The organism is Rothia aeria (genome assembly GCF_016726365.1).
GTDB classification, from domain to species: domain Bacteria; phylum Actinomycetota; class Actinomycetes; order Actinomycetales; family Micrococcaceae; genus Rothia; species Rothia aeria.
In genome coordinates, this window is the sequence record NZ_CP068102.1 from 2,110,485 (window position 1) to 2,124,918 (window position 14,434).

16 protein-coding genes are annotated in these 14,434 nt (G+C 56.8%); 13 read left to right on the top strand and 3 right to left on the bottom strand.

Annotated features, from left to right (window positions below):
• The first annotated feature begins 58 nt into the window (after positions 1-58).
• The 11 genes from infA (at position 59) to glmM (ending at position 9,096) form a co-directional block, all read left to right on the top strand.
• Positions 59-280: a translation initiation factor IF-1 gene (gene infA / locus I6I94_RS09220; RefSeq protein WP_006888715.1), complete on the top strand. Its 222-nt coding sequence runs from the start codon at positions 59-61 to the stop codon at positions 278-280.
• Positions 281-400: 120 nt separating this feature from the next.
• Positions 401-514, top strand: a complete 114-nt coding sequence (rpmJ, locus tag I6I94_RS09225; protein WP_004005257.1) for a 50S ribosomal protein L36 — start codon at positions 401-403, stop codon at positions 512-514.
• Positions 515-681: 167 nt separating this feature from the next.
• On the top strand, positions 682-1,050 hold the full coding sequence (gene rpsM, locus I6I94_RS09230) for a 30S ribosomal protein S13 (RefSeq protein WP_005505026.1): 369 nt from the start codon (positions 682-684) through the stop codon (positions 1,048-1,050).
• Positions 1,051-1,118: 68 nt separating this feature from the next.
• A complete protein-coding gene (rpsK, locus tag I6I94_RS09235) occupies positions 1,119-1,523 on the top strand; it encodes a 30S ribosomal protein S11 (protein WP_006888779.1) in 405 nt (134 codons plus the stop codon).
• A 144-nt stretch (positions 1,524-1,667) separates the two neighbouring features.
• Positions 1,668-2,660: a DNA-directed RNA polymerase subunit alpha gene (locus I6I94_RS09240; RefSeq protein ID WP_037234581.1), complete on the top strand. Its 993-nt coding sequence runs from the start codon at positions 1,668-1,670 to the stop codon at positions 2,658-2,660.
• Between the two features lie 115 nt (positions 2,661-2,775).
• Positions 2,776-3,468, top strand: coding sequence for a 50S ribosomal protein L17, sunset domain variant (gene rplQ / locus I6I94_RS09245; protein ID WP_037286295.1), 693 nt, complete (start codon positions 2,776-2,778; stop codon positions 3,466-3,468).
• Positions 3,469-3,602: 134 nt separating this feature from the next.
• Positions 3,603-4,703: a tRNA pseudouridine(38-40) synthase TruA gene (gene truA, locus I6I94_RS09250; RefSeq protein WP_201621005.1), complete on the top strand. Its 1,101-nt coding sequence runs from the start codon at positions 3,603-3,605 to the stop codon at positions 4,701-4,703.
• Positions 4,704-4,996: 293 nt separating this feature from the next.
• Positions 4,997-5,440, top strand: coding sequence for a 50S ribosomal protein L13 (gene rplM / locus I6I94_RS09255; RefSeq protein WP_006888736.1), 444 nt, complete (start codon positions 4,997-4,999; stop codon positions 5,438-5,440).
• A 32-nt stretch (positions 5,441-5,472) separates the two neighbouring features.
• Complete coding sequence (gene rpsI, locus I6I94_RS09260) at positions 5,473-5,970, top strand: 30S ribosomal protein S9 (protein WP_006888782.1); 498 nt, start codon at positions 5,473-5,475, stop codon at positions 5,968-5,970.
• Between the two features lie 358 nt (positions 5,971-6,328).
• Positions 6,329-7,408, top strand: coding sequence for a polyphosphate kinase 2 (gene ppk2 / locus I6I94_RS09265; RefSeq protein WP_037234584.1), 1,080 nt, complete (start codon positions 6,329-6,331; stop codon positions 7,406-7,408).
• Between the two features lie 326 nt (positions 7,409-7,734).
• Positions 7,735-9,096 (top strand): phosphoglucosamine mutase, encoded by a 1,362-nt coding sequence (gene glmM / locus I6I94_RS09270; protein WP_126926244.1) that lies wholly within the window; start codon positions 7,735-7,737, stop codon positions 9,094-9,096.
• A 163-nt stretch (positions 9,097-9,259) separates the two neighbouring features.
• On the opposite strand, the gene mscL is transcribed toward glmM, so the two are convergent.
• The 3 genes from mscL to coaA all read right to left on the bottom strand — a co-directional run bounded on the left by mscL (position 9,260) and on the right by coaA (position 11,678).
• Complete coding sequence (gene mscL / locus I6I94_RS09275; protein WP_126852954.1) at positions 9,260-9,628, bottom strand: large conductance mechanosensitive channel protein MscL; 369 nt, start codon at positions 9,626-9,628, stop codon at positions 9,260-9,262.
• 252 nt (positions 9,629-9,880) lie between these two features.
• Positions 9,881-10,678, bottom strand: a complete 798-nt coding sequence (locus I6I94_RS09280) for a M15 family metallopeptidase (protein WP_126852956.1) — start codon at positions 10,676-10,678, stop codon at positions 9,881-9,883.
• 43 nt (positions 10,679-10,721) lie between these two features.
• Positions 10,722-11,678: a type I pantothenate kinase gene (gene coaA, locus I6I94_RS09285; protein WP_128088044.1), complete on the bottom strand. Its 957-nt coding sequence runs from the start codon at positions 11,676-11,678 to the stop codon at positions 10,722-10,724.
• Positions 11,679-11,869: 191 nt separating this feature from the next.
• On the opposite strand from coaA, the gene glmS reads away from it, so the two are divergent.
• Together glmS and I6I94_RS09295 are read left to right on the top strand one after the other, a co-directional pair.
• A complete protein-coding gene (glmS, locus tag I6I94_RS09290; RefSeq protein WP_126852958.1) occupies positions 11,870-13,753 on the top strand; it encodes a glutamine--fructose-6-phosphate transaminase (isomerizing) in 1,884 nt (627 codons plus the stop codon).
• Between the two features lie 235 nt (positions 13,754-13,988).
• Positions 13,989-14,432, top strand: coding sequence for a holo-ACP synthase (locus tag I6I94_RS09295; protein ID WP_006888734.1), 444 nt, complete (start codon positions 13,989-13,991; stop codon positions 14,430-14,432).
• Positions 14,433-14,434: the final 2 nt, after the last annotated feature.

Sequence of the window (14,434 nt, forward strand, 5' to 3'; positions counted from 1 at the left end):
AGCAGAATATTAGATTGCCCGGCGCATTAGGCTCCGGGCACCGACGTTAGCGGAGGATATGGCCAAGAAAGACGGCGTCATCGAAATTGAAGGCCACGTGGTGGAAGCCCTACCTAACGCGATGTTCCGCGTTGAGATGGAAAACGGCCACAAGGTCCTTGCCCACATTTCAGGCAAGATGCGTCAGCACTACATCCGAATCCTGCCTGAGGATCGTGTGATAGTGGAACTGAGCCCCTACGACCTCTCTCGCGGTCGTATTGTCTACCGTTACAAATAAACCCGATGATTAAACGTCGCTTCGGCGGCGTTTAAGTCGTGTTCACAGGGATAAATAGTTCCGCGTTTTGACGGAACCTCTTATCTCGCCAGTTATCAAGTTGCAATCAAAAGGAATGCGATGAAGGTCAAGCCGAGCGTTAAGCCGATCTGCGATAAATGCAAAGTGATCCGCCGTCACGGTGTGGTCATGGTGATCTGCGAAAACCCGCGCCACAAGCAGCGCCAGGGCTAAGCCCCGGTCGCCATAAACCCACCGAACGGTGGAACCGTCATAGGCACCGCTCCGCATCGTCCCTTATACGGGGCGCAGGCGGATACCTCCGGACTCAGAGGCCGGGGACCGGGTACGCCCGGGCAGTGATGCTATAGACCTCTGGAAAACAACAAGGAGAAGCCAGTATGGCACGTCTCGCTGGAGTTGATATTCCCCGCGAAAAGCGCGTGGAAGTTGCTCTCACTTACATTTACGGCGTGGGTAAGACCCGTGCTCACGAAACCCTCGCTGCTACCGGCGTGAACCCTGACACCCGTGTTAAGGACCTCACCGACCAGGAGCTTGTGGCTCTTCGTGACTTCATCGAAGGCAACTACAAGGTTGAAGGTGATCTTCGCCGCGAGGTTGCAGCCGATATTCGCCGCAAGGTTGAAATCGGCAGCTACCAGGGTCTGCGTCACCGTCGCGGCCTGCCGGTTCACGGTCAGCGCACCAAGACCAACGCACGTACCCGCAAGGGCCCGAAGCGTACCGTCGCAGGTAAGAAGAAGTAAGCAACGTTGCTCAGCCGGATCATCGCTATCGGCCAACGTATTAGTAAACCTTTGTAGGAGAATCAAAAATGCCTCCCAAGACTCGCGCCGCGGCTGCTCGTAAGACCCGCCGCAAGGTTAGCAAGAACATCGTTGCTGGTCAGGCTCATATTAAGTCGACCTTCAACAACACTATTGTCTCCATTACCGACCCCACCGGTGCAGTGATCTCGTGGTCTTCCGCAGGTGACATGGGTTTCAAGGGCTCCCGTAAGTCCACCCCCTATGCCGCACAGCTGGCCGCCGAAGCCGCTGCTAACCGCGCCAAGGAGCACGGCGTGCGAAAGGTGGATGTATTCGTCAAGGGCCCCGGTTCCGGTCGTGAAACCGCCATTCGTTCGCTGCAGGCAGCAGGCCTAGAGGTCGGCTCGATCCAGGACGTCACCCCCGTTGCGCACAACGGCTGCCGTCCGCCTAAGCGCCGTCGCGTCTAGTAGGGTTCCGTCCCTGTCCCTCGCAGGGCCACCCGTGTTACGGGCTATGCCTTGCGAGCAGAGTACAGACTACCGTCTGCTTCCTGAATCCTGTTTTCCCCAACCTGTGGGCTCATATAGCGGAGTCCACCGAAAGGAAACAAAGTGCTTATTGCACAGCGCCCCACTCTGACTGAAGAGGTCGTAGCGCCGAACCGCTCGCGCTTCACCATTGAGCCCCTTGAGCCGGGCTTCGGTTACACCATGGGCAACTCGCTCCGTCGTACCCTGCTGTCCTCCATTCCCGGTGCTGCCGTGACCAGCGTCCGTATCGACGGTGTGCTTCACGAGTTCAGCACCATTGCAGGTGTGACCGAGGATGTGACCGAGATTATCTTGAACATCAAGAAACTCTCCATTTCCTCTGAGAACGACGAGCCCGTGGTCGCCTACCTGCGGCTGCAGGGCGAGGGTGAGCTCACCGCAGGCGATATTGAGGTGCCCGCCGGTGTGGAAATCCACAACCCGGATCTGCACATCGCTACCCTGAACGATAAGGCGAACTTTAACGCTGAGCTGACTATCGAGCGTGGCCGCGGCTACGTGTCTGCTGCTCAGAATAAAATTGGTGACGCAGAGATTGGCCGTATCCCGGTTGACTCTATCTACTCACCGGTTCTGAAAGTCACCTTCAATGTGAATGCGACCCGTGTGGAGCAGCGCACCGACTTCGACAGCCTGACCCTGGATGTTGAAACTAAGGAAGCTATCGCACCGCGCGATGCCGTCGCATCCGCTGGTAGCACCCTAGTCGAGCTCTTCGGGCTAGCACGTGAACTCAACGTTGCTGCCGAGGGTATTGAGGTTGGTCCGTCCCCGGTGGACGAGTCCATCGCCGCTGATATGGCGCTGCCGATTGAGGACCTGAACATGTCCGTCCGCTCGTACAACTGCCTCAAACGTGAGGGCATCCACACTGTGGGTGAGCTGGTGACCCGTAGCGAGGCCGACCTCATGGATATCCGTAACTTCGGTGCCAAGTCCATTGATGAGGTCAAGGCAAAGCTTCACGAGCTCGGCCTAGCCCTGAAGGATTCCCCTCCCGGGTTTGAGCCCGTAGTCCGCGCGTTCGACGACGAAGACGGTTCCGGCGAATAATCCCCACGGACCATTCCGACCGTACAGTTCACCCGGTAAACCGGGGTTAGTCAAACTTGGTTCCTAAGCTCTGAGGCTACTGGAGCGACGGAACGTAAACTATGGAGAAATAATTATGCCTACTCCCACTAAGGGTCCTCGCCTTGGCGGTTCCCCGACCCATGAGCGTCTGATGCTCAATAACCTTTCTGCGCAGCTGTTCCAGCACAAGCGCATCACCACCACCCTCACCAAGGCGAAGCGTATGCGCCCGGTGGCGGAGCGTTTCATTACTTTCGGTAAGAAGGGCGATCTCGCTGCTCGACGCCGCGTGCTGCGTTCCATTACCGATAAGTCTGTGGTGCACGAGCTGTTCACTGTGATCGCCCCGGCAATGGCGGAGCGTCCCGGCGGCTACACCCGCATCATTAAGATTGGTAACCGTAAGGGTGACAACGCCCCCATGGCTGTGATTGAGCTCGTGATGGAGCCGGTGGCTACCAAGGGCGCCGTTGCGGAGGCTACCAAGGTTGCTGAAAAGGCTGCTGATGCTCCCAAGGCTGAGAAGGCTGAGGCAAAGCCTGCTGCTGAGGAAGCAGGGAAGTCTGCTGACCTGCCCACGGGTGCTCACCCCCCGCTGGAGTCTGGTGAGGCTCCCAAGGGCTTTGAGGTGAAGGGTAACGCCGACTCAATGAAGTACCATGTGCCCGGTTCCCGCTGGTATGCGAACACTATTGCTGAGATTTGGTTCGACTCGGCCGAGTCAGCTGAAGCAGCAGGTTACGCACCGGCTGGTGGCGCAGCGGCTCAGAAGGTGTCCGCCGAGTAGTCGTGGCGATCATCTGATGCTTTGTGCAGGCCCGCCCTCACGTTCTGTGGGGGCGGGCCTGCTTTTATATCAATTTGATAAAATTTTACTTATTTTCTCGTTGTAGTTTCTTTACCGGTTGTTTGGCGGGTATGGTGGAAGAGCACTGGCTCACACTCACCGACTCAACCAACCACAAGGAGAATACGATGCTGGCCCTCTGGGAAGCAGGTGTGCAGGAAGACAGCGTTCAGGATTTTGAGATGCAGGAATACGATCCAGCCTTAATAGCCATGCGCTGCGGCGATGATTTCGCTGACGCCGCTATTAGCGTGCGAGCTCCGGGGCTGCGTAGGGTACGTATCGACTTGGCGTATGATGGCTCGTTCTTTAGTGGGTGGGCGAGGCAGCCCAGCCGGGTGACGGTCCAAGGTGTTCTGGAATCTGCGTTGGAACTTATTCTGCGCTCACCCCACCGAGTGACGGTCGCAGGCCGTACCGATGCCGGTGTGCACGCTGAGGCGCAGACTGTGCATCTGGACATAACAGAAGAGACATGGCAGAAACTCACCGGACGTGAGGGTAATCAGGACCCGGCGTGCACCCTGCACCGCCGCCTTACAGGGGCCCTGCGCCGCACGCTGGGGGAGGCCGAGGTAAAATTGGGCCTGCCCATGAGTATGCACGGCGTAATGCAGGGGGCAATACGTATTCACCGCGTGTGCGAGATGCCCGCTAACTTTGATGCACGTTTCTCAGCGACTGGCCGTCGTTATATTTACCGTATCGCCGATGGGCAGCAGGCGGGCCCCGACCCGCTGCGGCGCACCTTCACGTGGGGCGTCCCTGAGAGGCTCACCCCGAGTGTTCTGAACGAGGCCGCCGCAGACCTGTTGGGGTTGCGTGATTTCCTGTCGTTCTGTAAGCCCCGTGAGGGTGCTACGACTATTCGTGAACTGCGTATTCTGAACTTTATGCGCACCGAAGAGGGCCTGATTGAGGCCCATATTGTTGCTGATGCCTTCTGCCACCATATGGTGCGCTCCATTATTGGGGCTCTGGTACTGTATGCCAGCGGCAAGCGCACCCGCGAATGGCTGCGGGGACTGATTGATTCCCCGGCGCGCGATGCCTCTCTGACGTTGGCACCCCCTCAGGGCCTATCATTGGCTGAGATTTATTACCCGGCTCCTGAAGAGTACGGGGCGCAGGCGGAACGTGCCCGCCGGATGCGTACCGCCGCAACTGCAGGGTAAACCGGTCATAGCTCGGCCCCTAAAAGGTGCTGGTTTATTTTAACGTTTAAATCCACACGGATGAGGGTTCCGTGTGGATTAAGCGTTTAAAGTCCTGTATAGTTTTGACAGTTGTGCGTGTTCTACCCGAGCGCGCTCTGCGGCACTGTCTAGTTGCAGGACGTTAAGGTGCCGCGGGGTACGGGCTAGGACGGGCGAGCATTCGGTCCTCACCCGGATTCGTCATGCACGTAGTAATAGGCGTGATACCCAACTAAGCGCCGAATGTACATTTCGAGACAAAGGCCAATATTTTGCGCACTTATACTCCTAAGCCCGGCGAAATTGAGCGCCAGTGGCACATCATTGATGCCACCGACGTGGTGCTCGGTCGCCTCGCAAGCCAGACCGCTATCCTGCTGCGCGGTAAGCACAAGCCGACTTTTACCCCTAACGTGGACACCGGCGATTTCGTGATCATCGTGAATGCTGAGAAGGTCGCCCTGACCGGTGCAAAGCTTGAACAGAAGCGTGCATACCGCCACTCGGGTTACCCCGGCGGTCTGAAGTCCGTTAACTATGCAGAGCTTCTTGAAACCAACCCTGTTCGTGCGGTTGAGAAGGCTGTGAAGGGCATGCTGCCCAAGAACAAGCTGGCTGCACAGCAGATTAAGAAGCTGAAGGTCTACGCTGGCCCCGAGCACCCGCACGCGGCACAGCAGCCCAAGACCTACGAATTCAACCAGGTCGCCCAGTAATTCGGGCCTACGAAGAAACAATAGGAGAAATCGTGGCTCAGAACGAAGAGCAGATCGTAGTCGAGGAAGAGCTGACCAGCTACACCTCGGAATCCGCAGCCCCCGTCGCGGCGGCTGCACAGGCAAGCCGTCCGGCACTGACTGTTGCAGGTGCTGCAGTTGGCCGCCGTAAAGAAGCAGTGGCGCGTGTGCGCGTTATCCCCGGCTCCGGTAACTGGACCATTAACGGCCGCGCCCTGGATAGCTACTTCCCCAATAAGCTGCACCAGCAGGACGTGAACCAGCCGTTCAAGATTCTGGAACTTGAGGGCGCTTACGACGTGATCGCACGCATTAACGGTGGCGGCCCTTCCGGCCAGGCTGGTGCGCTGCGTTTGGGTATTGCTCGCGCGTTGAACGAGATCGACCGTGAGAACAACCGTCCCGCGCTGAAGAAGGCAGGCTACCTCACCCGTGACGCACGCGTCATTGAGCGTAAGAAGGCCGGTCTTAAGAAGGCACGTAAGGCTTCGCAGTTCTCCAAGCGTTAATCGCTGGTTCTGCGACAGTTTGCAGGCTCTGCAGCTCTCCTCAGGTGGGGCTGCAGGGCTTTTGCTTTACCTGAAGCTATCGAGGTCAGTCTGGAGCTCTTCTTGCTGCTGCGGTTTAGTAGTGGGATAACAGAGCAGAGGTAGAGCGGCGGTGCGTGCAGAGTGCCCCGTTTGTATGGGCGTTGAAAGACACATATATCACAGGGGAGTAGGCCCACGGTAATAGCGCCGCTGAAAGGGCACAGCAGCGGGGCTTGGGTAGTAACCATAAGGGTACGTGTAACTGTAACGGTTGTCACTTAGAGGGTGATTTCGATACAGTTAAAAGGTCATAGTAGACACAACAGGAAGAGACAGTATGACGGAGAAAAACCCCGCAACGGAGCAGGCCACCACTGTAGAAGCTCAGTCCGTTACAGCCCATTCTGTAAGTGAGAAGGCTGTCTTTGAGACCGAAAAAAGTGGCGCATCCACCTCCGATAAGCGGGCAGCCATTAAGCAGGCTCTTAGGCCTCAGCTTCGCCGTACCTCGGTAGTGGAAGACTATGCCGCGGAATTGGACGAAATGGCTTCCTTAACGCACGCACTAAACGGCAGCAAAAAAGACGACAATAAGAGCGATGCCTGGAAAATCGGCTATCCGTACGATACGAAACTGGGGCGTAAAGCCTACGAGAAAGAAAAGCGAGCCCTGCAGATTGAGCTTTTGAAGCTCCAGCTGTGGGCAAAAGCCACGGGTCAGAAAATCCTGATCATCTTTGAGGGGCGCGATGCCGCTGGTAAGGGCGGATCTATTAAGCGCTTTACCGAACACCTGAACCCGCGTGGCGCCCGTGTGGTTGCGCTGGAGAAACCCACCGACATTGAACAGACCCAGTGGTACTTTCAGCGGTACATTAAACACCTTCCCTCAGGCGGGGAGATCGTGATGATGGACCGTTCCTGGTACAACCGTGCCGGTGTTGAACGGGTGATGGGATACTGCACCCAGACGCAGTACTTTGAGTTCATGCGTGAGGTTCCCGACCTGGAACGTATGCTGGTGAATTCCGGTATTAAGCTCATTAAGTTCTGGTTCTCTGTCACCAAGCAGGAGCAGCTGGCGCGTTTTAACTCGCGCCGGACCGACCCGGTGCGACAGTGGAAGCTCTCACCCACCGACCTTGCCTCACTCGATAAGTGGGACGATTACACTGCCGCCAAGGAGGCAATGTTCTTCTACACTCACACCGGCGATGCCCCGTGGACCGTAATTAAGTCGAATGATAAGAAGCGTGCCCGTCTGGAGGCAATGCGCTATGTGCTCTCGCAGTTCGACTACCCCTCTAAGGACCATGAAGTGGTGGGCACCTGCGACCCCCTTATTGTTCGGTCGGCAACCGATGTATTTGAGGAGGAAGGCGGCAGCGACCCGGAAGGTTTCCCCGTCGTTCAGTAGCCTAGCCCATGTACAAGGGTAGACCCTGAGGCCTGCACCCACCTGGAAAAAGTCACTGATACACCGGGTGGGTGCGGTGCTATAAAACTTTATTGCTATTACACTCCGAATAATACGGGTAATACATAAAAAAATTTAACGAATAATCTATTATCGGGTTGATAGAAGAATGCAGTTGCGTCCCGCAAGTTTTTCCTTGCAGGGCGCAATTAATTTATATAATCTTAATTTTTTAAATGAATATTTAATAAAAATTTTAATGATGTGATCATTGCTATTGACCAAACCTGCCTGAAGAATCTCTCAGTACCCCGTAGAATGGGAGTGTGACTGAAAGACTATTTGGAACCGACGGGGTGCGTGGCCTCGCCAATTCGGCGATCACCCCGGAATTCGCTCTAGAACTTGCCCAGGCAGCAGCTATTGTACTGGGATTCGATACCGTTGCTGACGGGGTACGTCCCCGGGCAGTTATCGCTAACGACTCTCGGGCATCCGCAGACTTCATTTGCGCGGCAATGAAGGCTGGTTTCGCCAGCGCCGGTGTTGATGTGCTTGACGCGGGGGTAGTCCCCACCCCGGCTGCGGCCTACCTGGTAGCCCACACCGATGCCGATTTTGGGGTGATGATTTCTGCCTCACACAACCCTGCTGCCGATAACGGCATTAAGTTCTTAGCACGCGGCGGTCAGAAGCTTGAGGACAAGGTCGAAGACGCCATTGAGCACGTGTATAAGCTCAAAGCATTCCGGTACCCCACCGGCGGTGCGGTAGGTACTGTGCGTCCGCTCAGTAATGGCGCCTCAGTGTACGTGGATCATCTGGTATCCACCCTATCGGAAGAAAAACCGCTGGCGGGCCAAAAGATTGTGCTTGACTGCGCGAATGGTGCCGCTTACTCCGTCTCGCCCGCCGCATTTGAGGCACTGGGCGCTGAGGTAGTTACTCTAGCTGTGGAACCGAACGGCACGAATATTAACGACGGTGTGGGCTCAACCCACCCCGAGAAGCTGCAAGAAGCCGTCATAAAACACGGCGCCGACATGGGTATTGCTCACGATGGCGACTCTGACCGGTGCCAAGCCGTGGATGAGAACGGCAAGCTCGTGGACGGCGACCAGATTATGGCGATTCTTGCTGTAGCAGCGAAAAACGCTGGCACTCTGGCGCAGGATACACTCGTGGCGACCGTCATGAGCAGCCTGGGGCTGGAACTATATCTGAAAGAGCACGACATTAACCTAGTGCGCACTGGGGTAGGGGACCGCTACGTGCTGGAGGCCATGCGCGAAAACGGCTATAACCTGGGTGGCGAACAATCCGGGCACGTGATTATGAGCGACTATGCAACCACCGGAGACGGTGTGCTGACAGGCCTTCACCTGGCGGCCGAAGTGGCCCGGAGCGGGAAGAAACTATCGGAGCTGGCAGCCCGCATGAAGCCCACCCCGCAGCGCCTCATTAACGTGAAGAACGTAGACAGGGCCGGTGTGAAAACCAATAAGGCACTCACCGCCGCAGTGACTGATGCCGAGAAAACACTGGGGCACAGCGGGCGCGTGCTATTGCGTGCCTCCGGTACCGAGCCGCTGGTGCGGGTAATGGTGGAAGCCGCAGCTCAACAACAGGCTGACGAGGTCGCCCAGCAGCTGGCTGATGTTGTCACTAAAGAGCTGAAACTCGTATAAACCCTATAATGCGCACAAGGCACCGACGGCTTGCTCCGTCGGTGCCCTTTCATTATTGGTGTCCCTGTTGTGGGTATGACGCTTTAAAGCAGCTATCCCGCTCTTTCCGGTGGGAAAGAACGGGATAGGTTAAGCCTGTTAAATACAGGTACGAACGGGAAGCTTACTTCTTGGTGGCGAGGGAGTCGCGGATCTCCTTCAACAGGGACAGCTCAGTGTCTTCCATATCTTCAGCCTTTTTCTTGCTGACCCTTGCGTTGAGCTTCTTCATAGGCATCACTACCGCGAAGTACAGGGCGGCAGCAACCAGCAAGAAGTTGACAACAGCAGTCAGGAACACGCCAACCTTGACATCGCCAAATGCCAGGAAGTTATCGTAATTCTGAACGCCAACAACCATAGAAATGGCAGGCATCAGAATAGAATTAACGAGAGCCTTCACGACCTCGTTGAACGCAGCACCCATGATGAAAGCGACCGCAAGATCAAGGACATTGCCACGGAGAATAAAATCTTTAAAACCTTTAAGCATGTGATTAAGGATAACCATAATCAGGTGCAGATTTCGAGAGGTGTCTCAGAATATAGACAAAAACCCTTGTGTTTTTATTCACAAATAACTTTCTGGAAATGTTCAGCAGTCTATCAGAGATGCATTTATTAACCGCATAAATTCGAGCATAAGAGGGGACACACTCTCCATATGTGCCCCCTCAGTACTTCACTAAATATACAGTTAAGCCTGTCGTTCAGGGTGAGCCCTCAGTGACGGTCAGTCACCGCTCTAAGACTCCTCATAATTCGGGGCAGCCCCCGTGCCAAAGAACTCCTCCAAAGTGTCCGCTCCTGAAGCTGTGTACTCCTTGGCAAGCTCAACGCCCAAATACCGGTAGTGCCACGGCTCAAAAATGTAGCCAGTAATACCCTGCTGCTGCTGAGGGAAGCGCAGGATATAGCCGTACTCGGGGGCGTGCTCGGCCAGCCACCGCCCGGCCTTCGTGTCCTTATAGCACTCTTCCAGCAAGCACCCCTCCTGCGCCGACCCAAAATCAATGGCAAGACCGGTCTGATGCTCCGAATATCCGGGGCGGGCCGAGAGTGTATCTGCCTTCTGCTTGCCGTTCACCTCAACCCAGTGCTGATAGGTCTGCTGCTGTACCGCGTACGAACGGTAGGCGCTGCTAACCGTCAGCTCCACACCCTCCTGCTTCGCGGCCCGCATCATTTTCTTCGCTGCTTCGGCCGCCTCAGCCCGCAGCTGATGTCCCTCAAAATCTACCAGGTCCTCAGGCTCCCACTCCTTAGGGGAGAACGGGCGCATCTTGTTCACAATCACTCTTAACGACCCCGGGTTCGTCTCGGTGCTCGCCGATGCGGCCGAAGGGCTGGAGCCAGCCGCAGCCGTTGAGCCCGCACCACCCGACCCTTCAGAAGCGGAACCAGTAGAAGAAGCCGAGTTTGATACACCCGAAGTACCATCACCCGAACCGCAGGCCGCCAATAATAAGGCGCCCGCTCCGCCGCCAGCGAGAGCAAGCGCGGCACGGCGCGAAAAAATATCGGCTGTTCGGTGCACGGTCATAATATCTCCATTCGTCGGTGATGCGCACGCCACACGAACGCATCTAGTTTTTACGCAAAAGCACCCGCTGCACGCTGTGGTTAGCGCCCTTTTGCAGTATCAGGTGAGCACGGGCACGGGTCGGAAGCACATTATGTACCAGGTTCGGCTCGTTAATGGACTTCCAGATACCGGTAGCAACCTCTGCCGCTTGCGTATCGTCCAGCTCAGCATAACGCCTAAAATACGAATTGGGGTTAGAAAACGCCGAAGAACGCAAGGAAAGGAAACGTTCCACGTACCAGCGTTGAATATCTTCAGTGAGCGCATCCACGTAGATGGAAAAGTCGAAAAAATCACTGAGCGTCAAATCCGATGTTTCGGGGCCTTCCGTACCGGCGGGGGCGAGCACGTTCAGCCCCTCCAGGATCAGCACGTCCGGGGTGTTCACCTCAATCCGCTCATCGGGCAGGATATCGTAATACAGATGCGAGTACTTGGGTGCCGAAACCTGCGGCACACCCGATTTGACGGCGGATACAAACTCCAGCAGGGCTCTGCGATCGAAAGACTCGGGGAAGCCCTTACGGTGCATAATGCCGCGACGCTGCAGCTCGGCATTAGGGTACAGGAAGCCGTCAGTGGTGACGAGCTGCACCTTCGGGGTGGAAGGCCAGCGGCGTAATAACGCCTGCAACACGCGGGCGGTTGTGGACTTGCCCACAGCGACCGAGCCCGCCACACCAATGATGAACGGTACCCGCCGCTGCGAAACCCCCAAAAAATCGTTCGTCATATGGTTCAGCGACGAGGCGGCGTTCACATACAGGTTCAGCAGACGAGACACCGGAAGATACACCTGCTGCACCTCTTCAAGGTTTATCGTCTCGCCTAAACCCCTTAAGTCTTCGATCTCTGCGCCGGTCAGCGGCACCGATATTTCGGCGGAAAGACGCGACCAGCGGGTGCGTTCCAGCTCGGTAAAACGCGACCAAGCGGCAGAAGTAGATGCTGAGCTCATGACCTCAAGTGTAGGGTTTTTGTCACCGGCACGCTAAACCGGACCCTTAGCGCCCCCGACAGGGAACAACGTCCTGGGTATGTGGCGTACCTAACGAAAAGAAACGGGGGTGGTGAACCCCATTGTGCTCACAGGCCCAACCGGCCCCCAAACGCGCAGAGAACCGCTAGCAATAAGATAGACTTTTGAGTATGTGTGGAATCGTTGGATACGTAGGTCTGGGCTCAGCACCAGACGGTCATAAATTTAGCCACAATGCATATGATGTGGTTCTAGAAGGTCTACGCCGCCAGGAATACCGCGGCTATGACTCTGCCGGTGTTGCGCTCGTATGCCCCGACGGCATCGAATTCCGCAAGAAAGCGGGCAAGCTCATTAACCTGGAGAACGAGGTTGCGCAAGCTCCTCTCACCGAATCACGGATCGGTATCGGTCACACTCGGTGGGCCACCCACGGCGGGCCCACCGACACTAATGCGCACCCGCACGTGGTCGATCACGGCCGCCTTGCGGTAGTGCATAACGGTATTATTGAAAACTTCGCTGAACTGCGCGCCGAACTGCTCGCTGAAGGGGCCGAGTTCCAGTCCCAGACCGATACCGAGGTAGCTGCCGCACTGATCGCAAGCAGCTATAACAAGCTCGGCACCGGTAACTTGACCGAGGCCGTGCGCGTGGCATCAAACCGTATGGAGGGTGCGTTCACGATCCTTGCGGTGCACGCAGACCACCCCGACCAGGTGGTGGCCACCCGCCGTAACTCCCCGCTGGTGATCGGCCTGGGGGAGAACGAGAACTTCCTGGGCTCTGACGTTTCGGCGTTTATCGATCACACCAAAGAAGCCGTGGAGATGGGGCAGGACCAGATTGTCACCATCACCAGCACCGACTACTCGATTATTGACTTTGACGGCAACCCCGCCGAAGGTAAACCCTTCCACATCGAATGGGACGCCGCAGCGGCGGAAAAGGGCGGCTACAACTCGTTTATGGAGAAGGAAATCCACGAGCAGCCCACCGCCGTTGAGCAGACCCTCATGGGACGCATGGACGAAAAAGGCAACCTCGTTCTGGACGAACTCAATATCGACGACTCCGTGCTGCGCTCGATCGATAAGATCATCGTGGTAGCTTGCGGTACCGCAGCGTACGCGGGCCAGGTTGCGCGCTACGCTATCGAGCACTGGTGCCGTATCCCCACCGAGGTCGAGCTCGCTCATGAGTTCCGCTACCGCGACCCCATCGTGAACGAGAAGACCCTGATTGTGGCTCTCTCGCAGTCCGGCGAGACCATGGATACCCTCATGGCGGTGCGTCACGCCCGCGAGCAGGGCGCTAAGGTCATCTCCATCTGCAACACCCACGGTTCAACCCTGCCGCGTGAATCCGATGCGGCACTGTACACCCATGCTGGACCCGAGATCGCGGTTGCATCAACCAAGGCGTTCCTGGCGCAGATTACCGCAGCATACCTGCTGGGTCTGTACCTGGCGCAGCTTCGCGGCAATAAGTACAAGGACGAAATCTCCGCGATCCTCGGTGAGCTGCAGAAGATGCCCGCCAAGATCCAGAAGGTGATCGACAACGATACCCTCGTGAAAGAACTCGGCGCCGAGATGAAAGACACCTCTTCGGTGATCTTCCTGGGCCGTCACGTTGGGTTCCCCGTTGCTCTTGAAGGCGCGCTTAAACTCAAAGAGATCAGCTACATCCACGCTGAAGGCTTCGCCGCCGGCGAGCTGAAGCACGGTCCTATCGCCCTGATTGAAGAGGGCCAGCCCGTCATCATCATTGTGCCCTCCGCGCAGGGGCGTGAATCCCTGCACGGCAAGGTCGTCTCCAATATTCAGGAAGTGCGCGCCCGCGGGGCATTCACCATCGTGATCGCCGAAGAAGGAGACGAAGCCGTTAAGGACTACGCGGATCGTCTGATCACTGTTCCCGCTGCGCCTTCTCTGCTGCAGCCTCTGCTGGCCACCGTGCCGCTGCAGATTTTTGCGTGCGCATTGGCAGAAGCGAAGGGACTGGACGTTGACCAGCCCCGTAACCTCGCCAAGTCGGTGACCGTGGAGTAGCGCAACCCCGCTCTGTCAGGAACTGCCACAAGCGTCCGGCGTGCACCCCAGGTGCTGCCGGGCGTTTTCTTATACCAGCCCGAAACCCACTCTGCTGCAGCTACATGCCCTAATAGGCACCCCACACCCGGAAAAATAGTCTGCAGCGGTGCTGAGAGCAAAGCGAAACCTGTTGAAACCCACACAACCTAGCTAGACTTAAACATAAAACACCGCATCGGGAAGAAGGTGAGAGATGATTATCGGCATCGGCGTAGATACCGTCAATATCGAACGATTCGAGCGGATAGTGACCGAAACCCCCGCCTTCGTGCGACGCGTCTTCACCGCCAGCGAGCGCACCCGCAACCTACGCTCCCAAGCCGTACGGTTCGCCGCGAAAGAAGCCCTCGCCAAAGTTCTCGGCGCACCCGCCGGGCTCAACTGGCAAGACTGCGAAGTAGCCAGCACCGAATCCGGCCAGCCCTACCTGGTGGTCAGCGGAACCATCGCGGCCCGCGCCCGCTCGCTCGGCATTAACCGCCTGCACCTGAGCCTCACTCACGACGAACCTGTGGCCGTGGCTATCGCCACCGCAGAATACCTCAACACCAGCGAACTGGAGCACCTGCGCCGGTTCAACCCCGAAAGCTACCGCATTACCGTGCTCGCCCCAGAGCCCCCAGGCGAAACACCGTAGAA